Consider the following 20,036-nt stretch of genomic DNA (forward strand, 5'->3'; position numbering starts at 1 on the left):
GCCGGGATCCCGCCCCTCTCTGCTACGGACGTCAGTCCTTGTCGTTCTCGCCGTCGCCCTGGGTCTCGCCCTCGACGTCGGCCTGGGTCTCGCCCTCAACGTCGGCCTGGGTCTCGCCCTCGACCTCCGCCTCGACCTCGGCCTCCGCCTCGTCAGCCTTCGGCGTGTTCGAAGCCGGGGCCTGGTCGTTCTCGCCCTCGTCCGCATCGCCGGCCATGGCGTCCACGAACTCCACGCCGTCCAGCTCGGCGAGCCGGTCCGAGGCGTCGGTGCTGCCGTCGCGGTCGGCCTCGACGGCCTTGGCGAACCACTCCCGCGCCTCGCTCTCCCGTCCGGCGGCGAGCAGCGCGTCGGCGTAGGCGTAGCGCAGGCGCGCGGTCCACGGCTGCACGGCGTTGGCGGCCAGCTCCGGGCTCTGCAGCGTCACGATGGCCGCGTCCAGCTGCCCCAGGTCCCGCCGCGCACCGGCCGCGACGAGCCGCATCTCGACCTGGCCCGCCTTGTCGAGCTTGTGCACCTCGGGCGCCCCGGCCATGTCGAGCGCCTTCTCCGGCCGCTCGAGCCCACGCTCGCAGTCGGCCATGACGGGCCACAGGTCGATGTTCCCGGTCATCCGCTTCGCGGCCCGGAACTCGGCCAGCGCCTCGCCGTACTTCTGGCTGGCGTACGCGGCGAACCCGGCGGCCTCCCGTACGGCAGCGACACGCGACGCCAGCCGCAACGCCACCCTGGAGTAGCCGTACGCGCCCTCAGGGTCCTCGTCGAGGAGCCGCGCGACCATCACCAGGTTCTTGGCGACGTCCTCCGCGAGCGTCTTGGGCAGGCTCTGCAGCTCCTGCCGTACGTCCTTGTCGATCTCGTCGCCCGTGACGTCCTCGGGGATCGGCAGCCGCTTGATGGGCTCCCTGTCCCGCTCCCGCTCGTCACGGAACCGGCCGGTGCCACGCCGGTCGTCCCGACCGCGAAAGCCGCCCCGGTCGCCATCGCGCCGGTCGCCGTCACGCCGGAAACCCCGGTCGCCCCGGTCGTCCCGTCGGGGACCGCGTCCGCCGCGGTCATCGCGTCGGTCGTCACGGCGGTCGTCACGTCCGCGGAAACCACCGCGGTCACCGCGGTCACCGCGGGTGTCGTCCCGTCGGAAATCGCCCCGGTCGCTGCGGGGGCCGTCGTCGCGACGGAAGCCGGGGCGCCCACCCCGACCCGCGTCGTCGCGACGGAAACCACCGCGCTCCCCACGGTCGTCTCCACGCCGCTCGTCGCGTCGGTCATCACGGCGGTCGTCACGGCGGTCGTCACGGCCGCGGAAACCACCACGGTCGTCACGCCGGAAGCCGCGGTCGCCGTCCCTGGAACGGTCCCGGTCATCGCTACGGAAGCCACGGTCGCGGTTGTCGTCACGACGGAAGCCACCACGGTCGTCGCGGCGGTCGTCGCGGCGGGGGAACCCACCGCGGTCGCCGTCACGCCTCTCGCCACGCCGGTCATCACGGCGGTCGTCCCGCCGGTCATCCCGACGGTCGTCGCGCCGGAAGGCGGGCCGGTCGCCTCGGTCGTCACGGCGGAAGGCGGGGCGGTCACCGCGGTCGTCACGGCCACGGAAGCCGCCGCGGTCGCGGTCGTCCCTGCGCGGACCGCGGTCACGGTCATCGCGTCGGCCGTACCCACCGCCACGGTTGTCACCGCCACGGCTGTCATCACGACGGAAACCACCGCGGTCCCGGTCGTCGCGACGCTCACCACGGTCGTCGCGGTCGTCACGCCGGAAGGGGGGGCGGTCGCCCCGATCGTCACGACGGAAGCCACCGCGGTCGCGGTCGTCCCTGCGCGGTCCACGGTCACGGTCGTCGCGCCGGCCGTACCCACCGCCACGGTTGTCACCGCCACGGCTGTCATCACGACGGCTGTCATCACGACGGCTGTCATCACGACGGCTGTCATCACGACGGAAACTACCGCGCTCGCCGCGCTCGGGGCGATCACCGCGGTCGCCGCGGTCCCCTCGGTCGCCTCGGTCGCCTCGGTCGCCTTCACGACGTCCGTAGCCGCCACGGTCGTTGCCGCCACGGTCGTCGCGGCGGAAGCCTCCACGGTCCCCGCGGCCCCCGCGCTGACCGCCGCGGTCGTTGCGGTCGCTCCGGTCCCCCTCCCGTCGCCGCTGGTCGCGCTCCGGTCGGTCGTCGGGAGAGTTGGTGGACATGGTGACTCCTGTCTTCGGTACCGCAAGTCATTCTCGCGCAGCCGGGTACCCGGCGCGCACTGCAAAAACAAAAAGGACCCCTGGTCCCAGCTGAACGCTGGGACCAGGGGTCCTTCCAAAGATTGTTCGGCGGCGTCCTACTCTCCCACAGGGTCCCCCCTGCAGTACCATCGGCGCTGTAAGGCTTAGCTTCCGGGTTCGAAATGTAACCGGGCGTTTCCCCTACGCTATAACCACCGAAACCCTAATGGTTTCGAGCGAACAAGCACACTCTTTAATTGTTTGTTCTGCTCAAAGCCGACAACTGTTCGTTGTCTCAGAACTAACACAGTGGACGCGAGCAACTGAGGACAAGCCCTCGGCCTATTAGTACCGGTCAACTCCACACGTTACCGTGCTTCCATATCCGGCCTATCAACCCAGTCGTCTACTGGGAGCCTTACCCTCTCAAGGAGGTGGGAATACTCATCTCGAAGCAGGCTTCCCGCTTAGATGCTTTCAGCGGTTATCCCTCCCGAACGTAGCCAACCAGCCATGCCCTTGGCAGAACAACTGGCACACCAGAGGTTCGTCCGTCCCGGTCCTCTCGTACTAGGGACAGCCCTTCTCAATATTCCTACGCGCACAGCGGATAGGGACCGAACTGTCTCACGACGTTCTAAACCCAGCTCGCGTACCGCTTTAATGGGCGAACAGCCCAACCCTTGGGACCGACTCCAGCCCCAGGATGCGACGAGCCGACATCGAGGTGCCAAACCATCCCGTCGATATGGACTCTTGGGGAAGATCAGCCTGTTATCCCCGGGGTACCTTTTATCCGTTGAGCGACGGCGCTTCCACAAGCCACCGCCGGATCACTAGTCCCGACTTTCGTCCCTGCTCGACCCGTCGGTCTCACAGTCAAGCTCCCTTGTGCACTTACACTCAACACCTGATTGCCAACCAGGCTGAGGGAACCTTTGGGCGCCTCCGTTACTCTTTAGGAGGCAACCGCCCCAGTTAAACTACCCATCAGACACTGTCCCTGATCCGGATCACGGACCCAGGTTAGACATCCAGCACGACCAGACTGGTATTTCAACGACGACTCCCCCTGAACTGGCGTCCAGAGTTCACAGTCTCCCAGCTATCCTACACAAGCCGAACCGAACACCAATATCAAACTGTAGTAAAGGTCCCGGGGTCTTTCCGTCCTGCTGCGCGAAACGAGCATCTTTACTCGTAGTGCAATTTCACCGGGCCTATGGTTGAGACAGTCGAGAAGTCGTTACGCCATTCGTGCAGGTCGGAACTTACCCGACAAGGAATTTCGCTACCTTAGGATGGTTATAGTTACCACCGCCGTTTACTGGCGCTTAAGTTCTCAGCTTCGCCCCACCGAAATGGAGCTAACCGGTCCCCTTAACGTTCCAGCACCGGGCAGGCGTCAGTCCGTATACATCGCCTTACGGCTTCGCACGGACCTGTGTTTTTAGTAAACAGTCGCTTCTCGCTGGTCTCTGCGGCCACCCCCAGCTCGAACAGCAAGTGTTCTCACCAGGTGTGGCCCCCCTTCTCCCGAAGTTACGGGGGCATTTTGCCGAGTTCCTTAACCATAGTTCACCCGAACGCCTCGGTATTCTCTACCTGACCACCTGAGTCGGTTTAGGGTACGGGCCGCCATGAAACTCGCTAGAGGCTTTTCTCGACAGCATAGGATCATCCACTTCACCACAATCGGCTCGGCATCAGGTCTCAGCCTTATGTGCGACGGATTTGCCTATCGCACGGCCTACACCCTTACCCCGGGACAACCACCGCCCGGGATGGACTACCTTCCTGCGTCACCCCATCACTCACCTACTAACCGCTTGGTCCGGCGGCTCCACCACTTTCCTTTCCCCGAAGGGTCCGGAACGGCTTCACGGCCTTAGCATCACGATGCTCGATGTTTGACGCTTCACAGCGGGTACCGGAATATCAACCGGTTATCCATCGACTACGCCTGTCGGCCTCGCCTTAGGTCCCGACTTACCCTGGGCAGATCAGCTTGACCCAGGAACCCTTAGTCAATCGGCGCACACGTTTCTCACGTGTGTATCGCTACTCATGCCTGCATTCTCACTCGTGAACCGTCCACAACTCGCTTCCGCGGCTGCTTCACCCGGCACACGACGCTCCCCTACCCATCCACACAGGCGTTGGCCCTATTGTGTGAATGACACGACTTCGGCGGTACGCTTGAGCCCCGCTACATTGTCGGCGCGGAATCACTAGACCAGTGAGCTATTACGCACTCTTTCAAGGGTGGCTGCTTCTAAGCCAACCTCCTGGTTGTCTCTGCGACTCCACATCCTTTCCCACTTAGCGTACGCTTAGGGGCCTTAGTCGATGCTCTGGGCTGTTTCCCTCTCGACCATGGAGCTTATCCCCCACAGTCTCACTGCCGCGCTCTCACTTACCGGCATTCGGAGTTTGGCTAAGGTCAGTAACCCGGTAGGGCCCATCGCCTATCCAGTGCTCTACCTCCGGCAAGAAACACACGACGCTGCACCTAAATGCATTTCGGGGAGAACCAGCTATCACGGAGTTTGATTGGCCTTTCACCCCTAACCACAGGTCATCCCCCAGGTTTTCAACCCTGGTGGGTTCGGTCCTCCACGAAGTCTTACCTCCGCTTCAACCTGCCCATGGCTAGATCACTCCGCTTCGGGTCTTGAGCGTGCTACTGAAACGCCCTATTCGGACTCGCTTTCGCTACGGCTTCCCCACACGGGTTAACCTCGCAACACACCGCAAACTCGCAGGCTCATTCTTCAAAAGGCACGCAGTCACGAGAATGAAGCAAGCTTCATTCCGACGCTCCCACGGCTTGTAGGCACACGGTTTCAGGTACTATTTCACTCCCCTCCCGGGGTACTTTTCACCATTCCCTCACGGTACTATCCGCTATCGGTCACCAGGGAATATTTAGGCTTAGCGGGTGGTCCCGCCAGATTCACACGGGATTTCTCGGGCCCCGTGCTACTTGGGTGTCTCTCAAACGAGCCGCTGATGTTTCGACTACGGGGGTCTTACCCTCTACGCCGGACCTTTCGCATGTCCTTCGCCTACATCAACGGTTTCTGACTCGTCCTGTCGCCGGCAGACGACAGAAGAGAGATCCCACAACCCCGCATACGCAACCCCTGCCGGGTCTCACACGTATACGGTTTAGCCTCATCCGGTTTCGCTCGCCACTACTCCCGGAATCACGGTTGTTTTCTCTTCCTGCGGGTACTGAGATGTTTCACTTCCCCGCGTTCCCTCCACACTGCCTATGTGTTCAGCAGCGGGTGACAGCCCATGACGACTGCCGGGTTTCCCCATTCGGAAACCCCCGGATCAAAGCCTGGTTGACGACTCCCCGGGGACTATCGTGGCCTCCCACGTCCTTCATCGGTTCCTGGTGCCAAGGCATCCACCGTGCGCCCTTAAAAACTTGGCCACAGATGCTCGCGTCCACTGTGCAGTTCTCAAACAACGACCAGCCACCCATCACCCCGAACCATCCGATTCGAGTGCACTGGGGCCGGCGACTGAGGAAATTTCGTTCCCTCAGACACCCAACAGCGTGCCCGACACACTCCCCGCTCCCCTCAACGTTCCACGCTCCGAAGAGCAGTACTAGAAGGAGAAGACGATCAAGTATGCCGAATAGTCAACGTTCCACCCATGAGCAACCAGCATCAGACATTCGCTGATGTACTGGCCTCTGACCTCGCCCCGAAGGACTCGGTAAGAAGTGCTCCTTAGAAAGGAGGTGATCCAGCCGCACCTTCCGGTACGGCTACCTTGTTACGACTTCGTCCCAATCGCCAGTCCCACCTTCGACAGCTCCCTCCCACAAGGGGTTGGGCCACCGGCTTCGGGTGTTACCGACTTTCGTGACGTGACGGGCGGTGTGTACAAGGCCCGGGAACGTATTCACCGCAGCAATGCTGATCTGCGATTACTAGCGACTCCGACTTCATGGGGTCGAGTTGCAGACCCCAATCCGAACTGAGACCGGCTTTTTGAGATTCGCTCCACCTCGCGGTATCGCAGCTCATTGTACCGGCCATTGTAGCACGTGTGCAGCCCAAGACATAAGGGGCATGATGACTTGACGTCGTCCCCACCTTCCTCCGAGTTGACCCCGGCGGTCTCCCGTGAGTCCCCAGCACCACAAGGGCCTGCTGGCAACACGGGACAAGGGTTGCGCTCGTTGCGGGACTTAACCCAACATCTCACGACACGAGCTGACGACAGCCATGCACCACCTGTACACCGACCACAAGGGGGCGCCTGTCTCCAGACGTTTCCGGTGTATGTCAAGCCTTGGTAAGGTTCTTCGCGTTGCGTCGAATTAAGCCACATGCTCCGCCGCTTGTGCGGGCCCCCGTCAATTCCTTTGAGTTTTAGCCTTGCGGCCGTACTCCCCAGGCGGGGCACTTAATGCGTTAGCTGCGGCACGGACAACGTGGAATGTTGCCCACACCTAGTGCCCACCGTTTACGGCGTGGACTACCAGGGTATCTAATCCTGTTCGCTCCCCACGCTTTCGCTCCTCAGCGTCAGTATCGGCCCAGAGATCCGCCTTCGCCACCGGTGTTCCTCCTGATATCTGCGCATTTCACCGCTACACCAGGAATTCCGATCTCCCCTACCGAACTCTAGCCTGCCCGTATCGACTGCAGACCCGGGGTTAAGCCCCGGGCTTTCACAACCGACGTGACAAGCCGCCTACGAGCTCTTTACGCCCAATAATTCCGGACAACGCTCGCGCCCTACGTATTACCGCGGCTGCTGGCACGTAGTTAGCCGGCGCTTCTTCTGCAGGTACCGTCACTTTCGCTTCTTCCCTGCTGAAAGAGGTTTACAACCCGAAGGCCGTCATCCCTCACGCGGCGTCGCTGCATCAGGCTTTCGCCCATTGTGCAATATTCCCCACTGCTGCCTCCCGTAGGAGTCTGGGCCGTGTCTCAGTCCCAGTGTGGCCGGTCGCCCTCTCAGGCCGGCTACCCGTCGTCGCCTTGGTGAGCCACTACCTCACCAACAAGCTGATAGGCCGCGGGCTCATCCTGCACCGCCGGAGCTTTCGACCACCATGGATGCCCAAGGTGGTCAGTATCCGGTATTAGACCCCGTTTCCAGGGCTTGTCCCAGAGTGCAGGGCAGATTGCCCACGTGTTACTCACCCGTTCGCCACTAATCCCCACCGAAGTGGTTCATCGTTCGACTTGCATGTGTTAAGCACGCCGCCAGCGTTCGTCCTGAGCCAGGATCAAACTCTCCGTGAATGTTTTCCCGTAATCGGGATGACACGCACGAGAGCGGAACAGTCAGGCGGAATAAGCCCGACCGTTCACAGCGTCCTCGCTGTGTTTTCTTCAAAGGAACCTCGACCATCGGGTATCCGATGGACGGGGTATCAACATATCTGGCGTTGACTTTTGGCACGCTGTTGAGTTCTCAAGGAACGGTCGCTTCCTTTGTACTCACCCTCTCGGGCTTTCCTCCGGGCTTCCCTTCGGTCTTGCGTTTCCGACTCTATCAGATCCTTTTCGATCCGATTCCCTGTCGGCGGGATTTGCCGTTCGGCCCGGGCTTTCGCTCGTCGGCCTTTCGACATTCACTACGTTAGCGGATTCCCCGTCCAACTCATAATCGAGTCTGTCGGCGTCGAATTCAGGCATGCGGGCACGCCGAATTCGCCCCTGCTGAGGGGAGTCGCTAGGTAGTGGTTTGGCCGCTTCCGACTGCAGGGCGAGTGCCCCACCTGGAACAGCGGCTCGGGCTACATTACGCACCCCGGCAGGGCTCGTCAACTTCGGCGGCGCCTCGGGACATGGGCGCGATAGGGGCTCACCGTCGGGACGTTGGCGACCCAGAAGCGCCAGGGGTGCACGGCTCCGTCCCCGCCCACACCGGTGCGGGGGCCGTTGAGTACCTGGTCGGAGGGCACGGGAGTGCCCGTCAGCATGCGGAGCGGGGTGTCCTCCGAGGTACACGCGTCCGTGCCGTCCAGGGATCGGTCCACGTTCAGGGCTGTGGCCAGCCGGGCCGGTCCTTTGGCCAGTTCCTTGTCGTTACGGGCCGAGAGTCGACGGGGCCGGGCCAGTTCGGCACCCTCGATGATCTCCCCTGCGCGGAGCAGGACCGCGCTCGCCTTTCCCTCGGGGCCGCAGACCAGGTTCATGCAGAACCACATGCCATAGGTGAAGTAGACGTACACATGACCGGGCGGACCGAACATCACCTCGTTGCGGGCCGTGCGGCCGCGATAGGCGTGCGAGCCGGGGTCGTCGGCGCCGTCGTAGGCCTCGACCTCGGTGAGGCGGAGGGCGATCGGACCGTCCGGGGTGCTGCGTACCAGGATGCGGCCGAGCAGGTCGGGGGCGACATCGAGGACGGGCCGGTCGAAGAACTCCCTGGACAGGGGCGTACGGTCGGGGGTCGCGATCATGCCGACCGAGGGTACTGGAGACGAGTGGTGCCGGGGGGTGGCCGTCGGGCACCCGCCTTGCCAGGGTGGGGCACGGAACCGGTCACGGCCGGATCGCGTTTGTATGGATCAAGGATCCACCCGTAGTGGGCGAGAGGGAGAGACATGGCGTTCAAGAAGCTGCTCGCGAGCCTGGGGGCCGGCGGGGCTTCGGTAGAGACGGTGCTGCACGAGGTCAACGTCGTCCCGGGCGGTGTCGTCCAGGGCGAGGTGCGTATCCAGGGCGGATCCGTCAACCAGCAGATCGAGGGGCTCTCGGTCGGGCTGCAGGCCAAGGTCGAGGTGGAGAGCGGCGACCAGGAGTACAAGCAGGACATCGAGTTCACGAAGTCGCGACTGGGTGGGGCGTTCGAGCTCCAGGCGAACGCCGTGCACGCGGTGCAGTTCGGGCTGGAGATCCCGTGGGAGACGCCGATCACGATGATCGACGGTCAGGCCCTGCGCGGTATGAACATCGGGGTCTCGACCGAGCTGGAGATCGCGCGTGCGGTGGACTCCGGTGACCTGGACCCGGTCAACGTGCACCCGCTGCCGGCGCAGAAGGCGATCCTCGACGCCTTCATCCAGCTGGGCTTCCGGTTCAAGAACGCGGACATGGAGCGCGGTGTCATCCGGGGTACGCGGCAGAAGCTGCCGTTCTACCAGGAGATCGAGTTCTACCCGCCGCAGCAGTACCGCGGGCTGAACCAGGTCGAGCTGAGCTTCGTCGCCGACCAGAACGCCATGGACGTGGTGCTGGAGATGGACAAGAAGCCGGGGCTGTTCAGCGAGGGCAGCGACACCTTCCGCTCCTTCCAGGTGGGTCTGAACGACTACCAGGGGACAGACTGGACCGCGTACCTGAACCAGTGGCTGTCGGAGGTCGGCAGCAAGCGCAACTGGTTCTAGGCTCGGGGGCTACTGCACGAAACGATCAGGAGGTACCGAGGTGACCGAGCTCAAGCGGCGGCCGCTCCCCCACGACTTCCATCCGCCCGTCGCGTCGTTCACGGTGACGAGCGAGGACGTCGAGGAAGGTGCGACGCTCAAGGACGCTCAGGTCCACGCGGCCGGCAACACCTCGCCGCAGCTGCGGTGGGAGGGCTTTCCGCCCGAGACCAAGAGCTTCGCCGTGACCTGCTACGACCCCGACGCTCCGACGGGCAGCGGCTTCTGGCACTGGGTGCTGTTCGACATCCCGGTGTCGGTGACCGAGCTGCCGGTGGGTGCCGGCGGCGGCAAGTTCGAGGGCCTGCCGGAGGGCGCGGTCCACGCTCGTAACGACTACGGCGGCAAGGAGTTCGTCGGGGCCGCTCCGCCTCCCGGGGACGGTCCGCACCGGTACGTGTTCACGGTGTACGCCGTGGACCAGGAGAAGCTCGGTCCGGACTCGGACGCGTCGCCTGCGGTCGTGGGCTTCAACCTGCGGTTCCACACGATCGGGCGGGCCCAGCTGATCGGCGAGTACGAGGTGCCCGCCGAAGGCTGAGCGGGTCGCCCGCAATCCCAGCGTTCATGGAACGTTTGCCCGCTCCTGGTCTTGGAATTGATCAGGAGCGGGCATTTTTGTTGCCGGGGGTCGCGGGGGTCACCCCCCGTGGGAGCAGCAGATATTGCGTTGTCCATCTCGGCGTGCCCGGCCAGAGTTGATCCCAGCCCGCCAGGGGGTGGGCCGGTGCACACGGGAGGTGGGCTGGTATGCGGGACACGCTGGTACTGAACGCGAGCTTCGAGCCGCTGTCGACGGTGACGTTGAACCGAGCCGTCGTTCTGGTGCTTCAGGACAAGGCCGTCGTCGAGCAGGCCCACCCCGAGCTGCGGATGCGGGGAGCCGCGGTCGACATACCGGCGCCTCGGGTGATCAGGCTCTGCCAGTACGTACGGGTGCCGTTCCGAAGACAAGCGCCGTGGTCGAGGCGGGGTGTGCTGGTCAGGGACCGGCACCGGTGCGCGTACTGCGGGAGGCGGGCGACGACCGTGGACCACGTGGTGCCGCGGTCGCAGGGTGGGCAGGACACGTGGCTGAACACGGTGGCCTCGTGTGCGCAGGACAATCACCGCAAGGCGAACCGGACTCCGGAGGAGGCGGGGATGCCGCTGCTGCGGCGACCGTTCGAGCCGACTCCGGCGAATGCGATGTTGCTGACGCTGGCGCAGGAGGACTTCGCGGCGCTGCCGGATTGGCTGGTGCTGGACGCGGCGTGAGCAGGCGCCGTAGGGCTTTCGGCGGCTCTTCGGCCGCCGGTTCGTCGTGGTTGATCGCGCAGTTCCCCGCGCCCCTGAAAGACGGTGGGTGCGGGGAACGTGCGCGGTAGGTGCCGTCAGTCGATGGACGGCTTCTCGCGGCGTTCCTGGGCCGGGACGGTGCCGCCGTTGCCGCCGGAACCGCCGCCGATGCCGCCGAAGTTGCCCATGGCGCCGGAGAGGCCCTTGAGGGCGTCTCCGATCTCGCTGGGGACGATCCAGAGCTTGTTGGCGTCGCCCTCGGCGATCTTGGGGAGCATCTGGAGGTACTGGTAGGAAAGCAGCTTCTGGTCCGGGTCGCCGGCGTGGATGGCCTCGAAGACCGTGCGGACGGCCTGGGCTTCGCCCTCGGCGCGCAGGGCTGCCGCCTTGGCCTCACCTTCGGCGCGCAGGATCTGGGACTGCTTCTCACCTTCGGCGCGCAGGATCTCGGACTGCCGGACACCCTCGGCCTGGAGGATCGCGGCGCGCTTGTCGCGGTCGGCTCGCATCTGCTTCTCCATCGAGTCCTGGATGGAGGTGGGCGGCTCGATCGCCTTGAGCTCGACGCGGTTGACGCGGATGCCCCACTTGCCGGTGGCCTCGTCGAGGACGCCGCGCAGGGCCGCGTTGATCTCCTCGCGGGAGGTCAGGGTCCGCTCCAGGTCCATGCCGCCGATGATGTTGCGGAGCGTGGTGACGGTGAGCTGCTCGATCGCCTGGATGTAGCTGGCGACCTCGTACGTCGCTGCCCGCGCGTCGGTCACCTGGTAGTAGATGACGGTGTCGATGTTGACCACCAGGTTGTCCTGGGTGATCACCGGCTGCGGTGGGAAGGGGACGACCTGCTCACGCAGGTCGATGCGGTTGCGGATGGTGTCGATGAACGGGACGACGATGTTGAGGCCCGCGTTGAGTGTCCGTGTGTAGCGCCCGAAGCGCTCGACGATGGCCGCGCTGGCCTGTGGGATGACTTGGATCGTCTTGATCAGGGCGATGAAGACCAACACCACCAGAATGATCAGGACGATGATGACCGGTTCCATCGTCGTTCCCCGTGTCCCTTCTCCGCTTCGGCGCCTTCGGCAGATCTTATGGTTGTCGAAGATCTTGCTGGTCGAGTCTGACAGACCGTCGTGCGGCTGGCGAGGAGTTCACTCCAGTTACGTCTCGCGAGGTCACATGACGATCGCGGTGGCTCCCTCGATGTCCACGACATCCACTTCCTGGCCCACTTCGTAGGCGTGGCCGGTGTCGAGGGCACGGGCCGACCAGACCTCGCCGGCCAGCTTGATCCGGCCGCCGGAGGCGTCGACGCGTTCCAGCACGACGGCTTGTCTGCCCTTCAACGCGTCCACTCCGGAGGCGAATTGGGGTCGCTGGGCGCGATGGCGGTTCGCGATGGGCCGTACGACGGCGATGCCCGCGGTCGAGATGACGGCGAAGACCGCGACCTGGGCGACGGCTCCGCCGCCGAAGACGCCGGTGACCACCGCCGCGGCGATGGCTCCCACCGCCAGCATGCCGAGTTCGGGCATCGCGGTGACCACGAGCGCGATGCCGAGCGCTGCCGCGCCGATCAGCCACCACAGCCATGCGTCGATTTCCACATGGTCATGGTAGGTCCGCGGGCCCTGTCGCCGACAGGGCGCCCGTGGTGTGAAATGCCGTTCCTACTCCGGCATTTGTGGGGTGGCGGTCCGGTTCAGGAGAGCGGGAGGCCCTGTGCGGTCCAGCGCTCGCCCGACTGTTCGACGACGAGCGGGAGGCCGAAGCAGAGGGAGAGGTTGCGGGAGGTGAGCTCCAGCTCCAGCGGGCCGGCGGCGAGGACCTTGCCCTGGCGGATCATGAGGACGTGGGTGAAGCCCGGGGGGATCTCCTCGACATGGTGGGTGACCATGAGCATCGAGGGGGCGATCGGGTCGAGGGCGAGACGGCCGAGGCGGCGGACGAGGTCCTCGCGGCCGCCGAGGTCGAGGCCGGCTGCGGGCTCGTCGAGGAGGAGCAGCTCGGGGTCGGTCATCAGGGCGCGGGCGATCAGGGTCCGCTTGCGCTCGCCCTCGGAGAGCGTGCCGAACCGGCGCTCCAGGTAGTCGCTCATGCCGAGGCGGTCGAGGAAGGCGCGGGCGCGCTGCTCGTCGATGTCCTCGTAGTCCTCGTGCCACGTGGCGGTCATGCCGTACGCGGCGGTCAGGACCGTCTCCAGGACCGTCTGGCGCTTGGGGAGCTTCTCGGTCATGGCGATGCCGGCCATGCCGATGCGGGGGCGCAGCTCGAAGACGTCGGCGCCGGGCCGGCCGAGGGTTTCGCCGAGGATGGCGGCGGTGCCCGAGCTGGGGAAGAGGTAGGTGGAAGCGAGGTTGAGGAGGGTGGTCTTGCCGGCGCCGTTCGGGCCGAGGATGACCCAGCGCTCGCCCTCCTTGACCGACCAGGAGACCTGGTCCACCAGAGCCCGGCCCTCACGGACCACGGATACGTCCTGAAGCTCCAGAACATCGCTCATGAGCGCGTTGTCTCCCCTTGCAGTGTGCCGGTCTCGGCTGTCGCGTAAGCCTGTGGCTCGGTCCGCCGCGCCGGTGGGCGCAGCCCTCCATGAAATCTACGCCACCGGTCGGCCCGGGCATTCCCTCGGTCCGGTCCTTGGAGGGTCCTAGGGTGGAGACATGCTCTCGGAACCACGTGCTGGACGTCTCGCAGCTTGGGGAAATGCCCTTTTGGCCGGACATGTCTCACCGGACGACGCTGTGCTCGCCGTCGTCGGTGAGGACGCGGTGCATCGGGTGGAGGGGCTGCCCGGGGAGTCGGCGCCCGTGGGGCTCACTCTCGCCCTCGGGCGGCTGCGGACGCTCGGGGTGACCGGACTACGGGTCGCGCTGCCCGCGCCGGGGCATCCGCTGGGGTTGAGCGGGCCGCCGGAGTTCAACGCGCGGGCGCTGGACGCGGAGCAGGCGGTGCTCTGTCACGGCGCCGCGCTCGGGCTGGTGCCGGAGGTCCACGAGGCCGGGCCCCGGGGTGATGTGCACGTCGAGGTCGTGTGGCGGGTGCTGCCCGTGCGGGAGGCGCCGCCGGCGGATGTGCCGTCGCTGGGTGAGGCGGAGCGGGAGTTGGCGGAGGCCCTGCGGGAGGCCACCGAGTTGCTGACGCGGCTGGACGTGGCCGGGTCGGGGCCGGTGGCCCAGGCGGCGATCGACGCGTACCGGGCGCGGGCCGAGCGGGGGCGGGAGGTGCTGGCGCCGGGGTATCCGCCGCGGGCGGTGCGGGTGCTGGAGCTGGCGCAGCGGGTGGGGGCGTTGATCGCCGTGGCGGCGGAGAGTGGGCACGGGGGTGCGGTGAGTTCGTCGGAGATCTCTGCGCGGCGGGAGGCGTTGCGGCCGGTGGAGCGGACGGCTCGGCGGGCGCAGGTCGCGGCGTACAACTCCGTTGTGGAGGAGCGGGAGCGGGGGGTGCGGTGACGGTTCTTCGTGGGGTGCTCGGCGTTTGTGCTGGGGGCGGGGGGTTTCTCAGCCCGGCGTAGCTGGGTGCTCGGCGTTTGCGCTGAGGCCGGGTGGGTCCGCAGCCCGGACGGAACGGGGTGCTCGGCGTTTGCGCTGAGGCCGGGTGGGTCCGCAGCCCGGGCGGAACGGGGTGCTCGGCGTTTGCGCTGAGGCCGGGTGGGTCCGCAGCCCGGCGTAGCGGGGTGCCGCTGCGCCCACCTGTGCCGCCCCACCGGCACGCATGCCCGCAGCTGGGGGCGCACATGCCGAACGGCCTCCCGGGCAGGACCGGGAGGCCGGGGGCACCTCCGGCTCGGAGACGGAGGTGGGGCGTCAGTGGTTGACGGCGAGGTTGCCGAAGGCCGGGTTCAGGATGCCCACGACGTTCACGCTGTTGCCGGACACGTTGACCGGGACGTGCACCGGGGCCTGGACGACGTTGCCCGAGCCGACGCCCGGGGAGCCCACGGCCTGGCCGTCGGCGTGGGCGCTGGTGGCGGAGGCCATGCCCGCGCCGGCGGCCAGCAGGCCACCCGTCACCATCGTCACGGCCGCTGCCTTCTTCAGGTTCTTCACTTCTGAGCCCTCCTTGCGATCGCCGCGGCAGGCGCCGCGGCACGCATGGAGAACGGTGGAGATCCATCGAGGTTGCGCCATATGAGGGACGTTCCCACGACAGTATGAATCTCGGTCCGGAACGCAACCTTCCGTGTTGCCGTGGGGTGAGCGGGTCAGCCGGTCACGCCATGGCGAACGGCCCACAGGGCGGCCTGTGTCCGGTCGGACAGGTCGAGTTTCATCAGGATGTTGGAGACGTGGGTCTTGACGGTCTTCTCGGAGAGGACGAGCGCGCGGGCGATCTCCCGGTTGGAGCGGCCGTCCGCTATGAGGCCGAGCACCTCGCGCTCGCGCTCGGTGAGCGAACCGGCCCTTCCCGTACCCGAGTTGGACTCCTCCTGCGCCAACAGGGCGTCGGCGACCTCCGGCTGGAGGAGGATGTGTCCGGCGTGGACCGAGCGGATCGCGCCGGCGAGGGCGTCCGGGTCGACGTCCTTGTAGACGTACCCGGCGGCGCCCGCGCGCAGGGCGGGGACCACCGTCCGCTGCTCGGTGAAGCTGGTGACGACGAGCACGCGCGCGGGGTTGCCCAGCTCTCGGAGTCGGCGCAGGGCGTCGACTCCGTCCATGCCCGGCATCTTGACGTCCATGAGGATGACGTCGGGCCTCAACTCCTCGGCGCGGTCGACTCCTTCGGCGCCGTCCGCCGCCTCCCCGACGACCTCGATGTCGTCCTGCACTTCGAGGAAGGTGCGCAGGCCCCGGCGGACGACCTGGTGGTCGTCGACGAGCAGCACCTTGATCGCGTCAGCCACCGGGGACCTCCATCTCGATCGCGGTGCCCTTGCCGGGCACCGATTCCACGGTCAGCGTGCCGCCGACGCCGCTCGCCCGGTCCCGCATCGAGACCAGGCCGAGGTGGCGTCCCGCGTGCCGGACCGCCCTGGTGTCGAAGCCGCTGCCGTCGTCCGTGACCCTGAGGACGGCTCCGCCGCCGCGGCGGTCCAGGGTCACGTCGACGTGGTCGGCACCGGAGTGGCGCAGGGCGTTGTGCAGGGCCTCCTGGGCGACCCGCAGAAGGGCTTCCTCCTGGGAGGCGGGCAGGGCCTTCACGCCGTGGCCGGCGAAGGTGACGCGGGCGCTGTGAGCCCGGTCGAGGACCTGGATCTGCGTCCGGAGGGTCGCGACGAGGCCGTCCTCGTCGAGCGCGGCGGGGCGCAACTCGACGACCGCCGCGCGCAGTTCGTCGGCGGCCTCGGCGGCGAGGACGGCCACCTGCTGGAGTTCGCCCTTGGCGCGGGAGGGGTCGCGGTCCACCAGGCGGGCCGCGGCCTGGGCGGTCAGGCGCAGGGAGAACAGCTTCTGGCTGACCGCGTCGTGCAGTTCGTGGGCGAGGCGGGAGCGCTCCTCGGCGATGGTCAGTTCGCGGCTGCGCTCGTAGAGGCGGGCGTTGGTGAGGGCGATCGCGGCGTGCTGGGCGAGGATGCCGAGCAGTTCCTCGTCGTCCTGTGTGAAGCCGCAGCCGCCGTCCGGCTCGGGGCACGGGGCGTGTCCCGCCTCGGGACGCAGCTTGTTGGCGAGGAACAGGGCGCCGATGACCTCGTCGCCGTCGCGGATCGGCAGGCCGAGGAAGTCGACCAGGTCGGGGTGGGCCTTCGGCCAGCCCTCGAAGCGGGGGTCCTTGCGGACGTCCGCGAGGCGCTCGGCCCTGGCCTCGTGCAGCATCGCGGCGAGGATGCCGTGCTGGCGCGGGAGGGGGCCGATGGCCTTCCACTGCTCCTCGCTGACGCCGTCGACCACGAACTGGGCGAAGCCGCCGTGGTCGTCCGGGACGCCGAGCGCGGCGTACTCGGCGTCGAGCAGCTCGCGGGCCGAGGCGACGATCGTCTTGAGGACGTCGCGCACCTCGAGATGCCTGCTCATGGCCAGCAACGCGGAACTCACCGCGGCGAGGCCGGACCGGGGACCGTGACTCATGTCCTCACGGTACCGGCGGGCTGTGACAGGGCGGATCGGACCGCCGGCGGCCGGGCGCCCGGCCGGTGGGCCTAGGTCCCGGGGCCGAGGCGGCCGGGCGGCGGGCCTACGGCCGGGGCCGCCGGGCCCATGGCGTAGGGCGAAGGGACCCGGCGGATTGCGGCTCGCGTCCGAGGCGGCGCGGGTGGCCCCGTTCCTAGGTTGAGGGCACGCGATCACGACGAGGGAGCGGATCATGCCGGTTGCGATCATCACCGGGGCATCGAAGGGGCTGGGGCGGGCGCTCGCCCTGGCCCTGGCCGGGCGGGGCTGGGACCTGGTGCTCGACGCCAGGGGCGCACAGGCGCTGGCGGAGACGGCGGAGGCCGTGTCCGCGCAGGGCACGCGGGTGTCGGCCCTGCCCGGGGACGTCACGGACGCCGGGCATCGGGTGGAGCTGGTGGCGGCGGCCTGGCGGCTGGGCGGCGTCGACCTGCTGGTGCACAACGCGAGCGCGCTGGGTGCCGAGCCGCTGGTCAGGCTGGAGGAGCTGCCTCTGGACGGGCTGCGCCGGGCGCTGGAGGTGAACCTGGTGGCGGGGCTGGGTCTGGTCCAGGAGGCGCTTCCGCTGCTGCGGGCCTCGAGGGCGGGCGCTGTCGTCGCGGTGAGCTCGGACGCGGCCGCCGAGGCGTACGAGACCTGGGGCGGATACGGGGCGTCCAAGGCGGCCCTGGACCATCTGGTGGCCGTGCTCGCCGTGGAGGAGCCGGGGCTGCGGGTCTGGGCGGTCGATCCCGGGGACATGGCCACGGACCTGTACGCGGCGGCCGTACCGGAGGACCGGGAGCCGCGGACGGAGCCGGAGGATGTCGTGCCGGGGTTCCTGCGGCTGCTGGACGAGCGTCCGGCGAGCGGGCGCTACGGGGCGCCGGCGCTGCTGGACGGAGCCCGATGACACTGGCCGTGCGAGTGCCGGAGGAGTTGTCGGCCCGGGTGCCCGTCGAGCAGCGGGGGCCGGGACTGGAGCGGGACGCCGTACGGATGCTGGTGTCGCGGGGTGCCGAGGTGGCGCATCACACGTTCCGGGAGCTGCCGCGGTTGCTGCGGGCCGGGGACCTGCTCGTGGTCAACACCTCGGCCACGCTGGCGGCGGCCGTGGACGGATGGACCGGGCACGCGCGCGTGGTGGTGCATTTCTCGACGCGCGGGGACGACGGCCGCTGGGCGGTGGAGCTGCGGGAGCCCGACGGGCGGGGCACCACGCGCGCGCGAGCGGGTGGGCCTGCGGGGAGGGAGGTGTGCCTGCCGGGAGGCGTGCGGCTGGTTCTGGAGGAACCGCTGAGCGGGCGGGGCGAGCGGCTGTGGTGGGCGCGGGTGTCCGGGGCGGGGGTGCCGGGGCTGCTGCGGGAGTGCGGGCGGCCCATTCGCTACGCCTATACGGAGCGGGACCAGCCGCTGTCCGCCTATCAGACGGTGTTCGCGCTGCCGTCGGCGGACGGGACGGGCAGTGCGGAGATGCCGAGCGCGGCGCGGCCCTTCACGGCGCGGCTGGTGGCGGAGCTGGTGAGCCGGGGGGTGCTGTTCGCGCCGGTCACGCTGCACACGGGGGTGGCCTCGGCGGAGGCGCACGAGCCGCCGTATCCGGAGCGTTTCGCGGTGCCGGAGGCGTCGGCGCGGCTGATCGGGGCCGCGAGGGCCGGTGGGGGCCGGGTGGTGGCGGTGGGGACGACGGCGGTGCGGGCCGTGGAGTCGGCGGTGGGCGCCGACGGGGCCGTACGCGCGCGTGCGGGGTGGACGGACCTCGTCGTCACGCCGGAGCGCGGGGTGCGGGGGGTGGACGGGCTGCTGACCGGGCTGCACGAGCCGGAGGCCTCGCACCTGCTGATGCTGGAGGCGGTCGCGGGGCGGGTGGCGGTCGAGCGGGGGTACGAGGCCGCGCTGCAAGGGCGCTATCTGTGGCACGAGTTCGGCGACGTGCACCTCGTCCTGCCCTGAGTACACCCCTGAAAGGGCCTCACCCAGAGCATCACTTGTGCAACTGCGCGTGAGACTGATCTAGGGGCGGTGTGAGCCCTCGCATAGGACCCACGTCACGTACGAATGGACGTAGGAGACAAAGCCGCCCCTATTGAGCGGCGCGGATAGTCCAATCTGCCCGTATTTACCCAACCCTGATCCACTATCTTCCTTCGTACGTCACACCTTTGCCACGCCATTTTGCTGCCGCTAAGAATTGGCGACGTCGCTCAGCGCCGTGGGTTCACCTCCGCGGCGTTTGTGTCGGAAACACACCGAGTCCAACGCCGGACGCCGAGCGACTCCCGCGCTATTCGAAGAGGTCCACGCAGCATGCCCAAGAACATCTTCAGCCGTGTTCAGAGTCGTAGCCTGACCCGTCACCACAAGATCGCCATGGCCGGTGTCGCCACCCTCGGCGCCGTCGCCATCGGGGTCTCCGCGGTACCGAGCGGCGCCTCGACCAAGACCACGACCGAGGCCGCTCAGCCGGCTGCGGTGGCGTACAGCACCCAGCAGATCAAGGACGTCAAGGCGAGCGTCACGGACCAGATGGCCGGCGCCAGCCTGAAGGCCGAGCAGATCGCGGCGAAGAAGAAGGCCGACGCCGCGGCCGCCGCCAAGAAGAAGGCCGCCGCCGAGGCGGCGAAGAAGAAGGCCGAGGCCGCGCGCCAGGCCAAGGAGGCCGCGAGCCGCGCCGCCAAGCGCGCCGAAGCCAAGAAGGTCGTCAGCTACCCGAACAACCTCGACGGCTGGATCCGCGAGTCGCTCTCCATCCTGAAGAAGAACGACATCCCGGCGTCCTACGACGGCATCCACCGCAACATCATGCGGGAGTCCTCGGGTAACCCGAAGGCGATCAACAACTGGGACATCAACGCCATCAACGGCATCCCGTCGAAGGGCCTGCTCCAGGTCATCCCGCCGACCTTCAAGACCTGGCACGTCCCCGGTACCTCCTGGGACATCTACGACCCGGTAGCCAACATCACCGCCGCCTGCAACTACGCGGCCGACAAGTACGGCTCCATGGACAACGTCGACAGCGCGTACTGAGGTCGGCGCGGACCTCTCTGACCGCTGTACGAACGCCGAAGGGCGGCACCCTCCTGACGGGGTGCCGCCCTTC

16 protein-coding genes and 3 rRNA genes are annotated in these 20,036 nt (G+C 67.2%); 7 read left to right on the plus strand and 12 right to left on the minus strand.

All coding sequences use genetic code 11. The features are described from left to right. Positions 1-31: 31 nt before the first annotated feature. From QOL88_RS08270 to QOL88_RS08295, 6 genes are all read right to left on the minus strand, one after another. Positions 32-889 (minus strand): tetratricopeptide repeat protein, encoded by an 858-nt coding sequence (locus QOL88_RS08270; RefSeq protein WP_218892933.1) that lies wholly within the window; start codon positions 887-889, stop codon positions 32-34. Then, entirely contained in the window at positions 781-2,262 is a 1,482-nt protein-coding gene (locus tag QOL88_RS08275; RefSeq protein WP_179878711.1) for a hypothetical protein, read from the minus strand. Before QOL88_RS08275 ends, QOL88_RS08270 begins: the two co-directional genes overlap by 109 nt. A gap of 59 nt (positions 2,263-2,321) precedes the next feature. Further along, positions 2,322-2,438 (minus strand): 5S ribosomal RNA (gene rrf / locus QOL88_RS08280). A 105-nt stretch (positions 2,439-2,543) separates the two neighbouring features. Beyond that, positions 2,544-5,663, minus strand: a 23S ribosomal RNA gene (locus tag QOL88_RS08285). A 308-nt stretch (positions 5,664-5,971) separates the two neighbouring features. Beyond that, positions 5,972-7,497 (minus strand): 16S ribosomal RNA (locus QOL88_RS08290). The 16S, 23S and 5S rRNA genes sit together here, the layout of an rRNA operon. Positions 7,498-8,021: 524 nt before the next feature. Next, a complete protein-coding gene (locus QOL88_RS08295; protein WP_097215804.1) occupies positions 8,022-8,663 on the minus strand; it encodes a DNA-3-methyladenine glycosylase in 642 nt (213 codons plus the stop codon). A gap of 144 nt (positions 8,664-8,807) precedes the next feature. Between QOL88_RS08295 and QOL88_RS08300 the strand changes: the two genes are divergently transcribed. From QOL88_RS08300 to QOL88_RS08310, 3 genes are all read left to right on the plus strand, one after another. Then, positions 8,808-9,590 (plus strand): sporulation protein, encoded by a 783-nt coding sequence (locus tag QOL88_RS08300; protein ID WP_097215805.1) that lies wholly within the window; start codon positions 8,808-8,810, stop codon positions 9,588-9,590. Positions 9,591-9,630: 40 nt separating this feature from the next. Then, complete coding sequence (locus tag QOL88_RS08305; protein ID WP_097215806.1) at positions 9,631-10,170, plus strand: YbhB/YbcL family Raf kinase inhibitor-like protein; 540 nt, start codon at positions 9,631-9,633, stop codon at positions 10,168-10,170. A 209-nt stretch (positions 10,171-10,379) separates the two neighbouring features. After that, complete coding sequence (locus QOL88_RS08310; RefSeq protein ID WP_097215807.1) at positions 10,380-10,886, plus strand: HNH endonuclease; 507 nt, start codon at positions 10,380-10,382, stop codon at positions 10,884-10,886. Positions 10,887-11,002: 116 nt separating this feature from the next. Here QOL88_RS08310 and QOL88_RS08315 read toward each other — a convergent pair whose 3' ends face one another. The 3 genes from QOL88_RS08315 to QOL88_RS08325 all read right to left on the minus strand — a co-directional run bounded on the left by QOL88_RS08315 (position 11,003) and on the right by QOL88_RS08325 (position 13,407). Then, positions 11,003-11,950, minus strand: coding sequence for an SPFH domain-containing protein (locus QOL88_RS08315; protein ID WP_097215808.1), 948 nt, complete (start codon positions 11,948-11,950; stop codon positions 11,003-11,005). Between the two features lie 132 nt (positions 11,951-12,082). Next, positions 12,083-12,514, minus strand: coding sequence for an NfeD family protein (locus tag QOL88_RS08320; RefSeq protein ID WP_031110172.1), 432 nt, complete (start codon positions 12,512-12,514; stop codon positions 12,083-12,085). 95 nt (positions 12,515-12,609) lie between these two features. Next, positions 12,610-13,407 (minus strand): ABC transporter ATP-binding protein, encoded by a 798-nt coding sequence (locus QOL88_RS08325; protein ID WP_097215809.1) that lies wholly within the window; start codon positions 13,405-13,407, stop codon positions 12,610-12,612. 160 nt (positions 13,408-13,567) lie between these two features. Between QOL88_RS08325 and QOL88_RS08330 the strand changes: the two genes are divergently transcribed. Next, the gene (locus QOL88_RS08330; protein WP_097215810.1) at positions 13,568-14,356 is read left to right on the plus strand and encodes an Rv1486c family protein; all 789 of its coding nucleotides are present in this window, start codon (positions 13,568-13,570) and stop codon (positions 14,354-14,356) included. 354 nt (positions 14,357-14,710) lie between these two features. On the opposite strand, the gene QOL88_RS08335 is transcribed toward QOL88_RS08330, so the two are convergent. The 3 genes from QOL88_RS08335 to QOL88_RS08345 all read right to left on the minus strand — a co-directional run bounded on the left by QOL88_RS08335 (position 14,711) and on the right by QOL88_RS08345 (position 16,912). After that, positions 14,711-14,953, minus strand: coding sequence for a chaplin (locus QOL88_RS08335; RefSeq protein WP_030852293.1), 243 nt, complete (start codon positions 14,951-14,953; stop codon positions 14,711-14,713). Positions 14,954-15,108: 155 nt separating this feature from the next. Then, positions 15,109-15,750, minus strand: coding sequence for a response regulator (locus QOL88_RS08340; protein WP_097215811.1), 642 nt, complete (start codon positions 15,748-15,750; stop codon positions 15,109-15,111). Continuing rightward, positions 15,743-16,912 (minus strand): GAF domain-containing sensor histidine kinase, encoded by a 1,170-nt coding sequence (locus QOL88_RS08345; RefSeq protein WP_097215812.1) that lies wholly within the window; start codon positions 16,910-16,912, stop codon positions 15,743-15,745. The genes QOL88_RS08340 and QOL88_RS08345 overlap by 8 nt, the downstream gene beginning before the upstream one ends. 235 nt (positions 16,913-17,147) lie before the next feature. Here QOL88_RS08345 and QOL88_RS08350 point away from each other — a divergent pair, with 235 nt between their 5' ends. The 3 genes from QOL88_RS08350 (at position 17,148) to QOL88_RS08360 (ending at position 19,963) form a co-directional block, all read left to right on the plus strand. Further along, on the plus strand, positions 17,148-17,846 hold the full coding sequence (locus QOL88_RS08350; protein ID WP_097215813.1) for an SDR family NAD(P)-dependent oxidoreductase: 699 nt from the start codon (positions 17,148-17,150) through the stop codon (positions 17,844-17,846). Then, on the plus strand, positions 17,843-18,886 hold the full coding sequence (locus QOL88_RS08355; RefSeq protein WP_097215814.1) for an S-adenosylmethionine:tRNA ribosyltransferase-isomerase: 1,044 nt from the start codon (positions 17,843-17,845) through the stop codon (positions 18,884-18,886). Before QOL88_RS08350 ends, QOL88_RS08355 begins: the two co-directional genes overlap by 4 nt. A gap of 354 nt (positions 18,887-19,240) precedes the next feature. Next, the gene (locus QOL88_RS08360; RefSeq protein ID WP_097215815.1) at positions 19,241-19,963 is read left to right on the plus strand and encodes a transglycosylase SLT domain-containing protein; all 723 of its coding nucleotides are present in this window, start codon (positions 19,241-19,243) and stop codon (positions 19,961-19,963) included. Positions 19,964-20,036: the final 73 nt, after the last annotated feature.

It is taken from the genome of Streptomyces sp. Ag82_O1-12, from assembly GCF_900182715.1.
GTDB lineage: Bacteria > Actinomycetota > Actinomycetes > Streptomycetales > Streptomycetaceae > Streptomyces > Streptomyces massasporeus.

Bases quoted from the DNA above. Each gene is read 5' to 3' on its own strand.
- QOL88_RS08345 (WP_097215812.1), bottom strand. From the start codon at position 16,912: ATGAGTCACGGTCCCCGGTCCGGCCTCGCCGCGGTGAGTTCCGCGTTG.
- QOL88_RS08325 (WP_097215809.1), bottom strand. From the start codon at position 13,407: ATGAGCGATGTTCTGGAGCTTCAGGACGTATCCGTGGTCCGTGAGGGC.
- QOL88_RS08310 (WP_097215807.1), top strand. From the start codon at position 10,380: ATGCGGGACACGCTGGTACTGAACGCGAGCTTCGAGCCGCTGTCGACG.
- QOL88_RS08355 (WP_097215814.1), top strand. From the start codon at position 17,843: ATGACACTGGCCGTGCGAGTGCCGGAGGAGTTGTCGGCCCGGGTGCCC.
- QOL88_RS08360 (WP_097215815.1), top strand. From the start codon at position 19,241: ATGCCCAAGAACATCTTCAGCCGTGTTCAGAGTCGTAGCCTGACCCGT.
- QOL88_RS08300 (WP_097215805.1), top strand. From the start codon at position 8,808: ATGGCGTTCAAGAAGCTGCTCGCGAGCCTGGGGGCCGGCGGGGCTTCG.
- QOL88_RS08330 (WP_097215810.1), top strand. From the start codon at position 13,568: ATGCTCTCGGAACCACGTGCTGGACGTCTCGCAGCTTGGGGAAATGCC.
- QOL88_RS08315 (WP_097215808.1), bottom strand. From the start codon at position 11,950: ATGGAACCGGTCATCATCGTCCTGATCATTCTGGTGGTGTTGGTCTTC.
- QOL88_RS08350 (WP_097215813.1), top strand. From the start codon at position 17,148: ATGCCGGTTGCGATCATCACCGGGGCATCGAAGGGGCTGGGGCGGGCG.
- QOL88_RS08295 (WP_097215804.1), bottom strand. From the start codon at position 8,663: ATGATCGCGACCCCCGACCGTACGCCCCTGTCCAGGGAGTTCTTCGAC.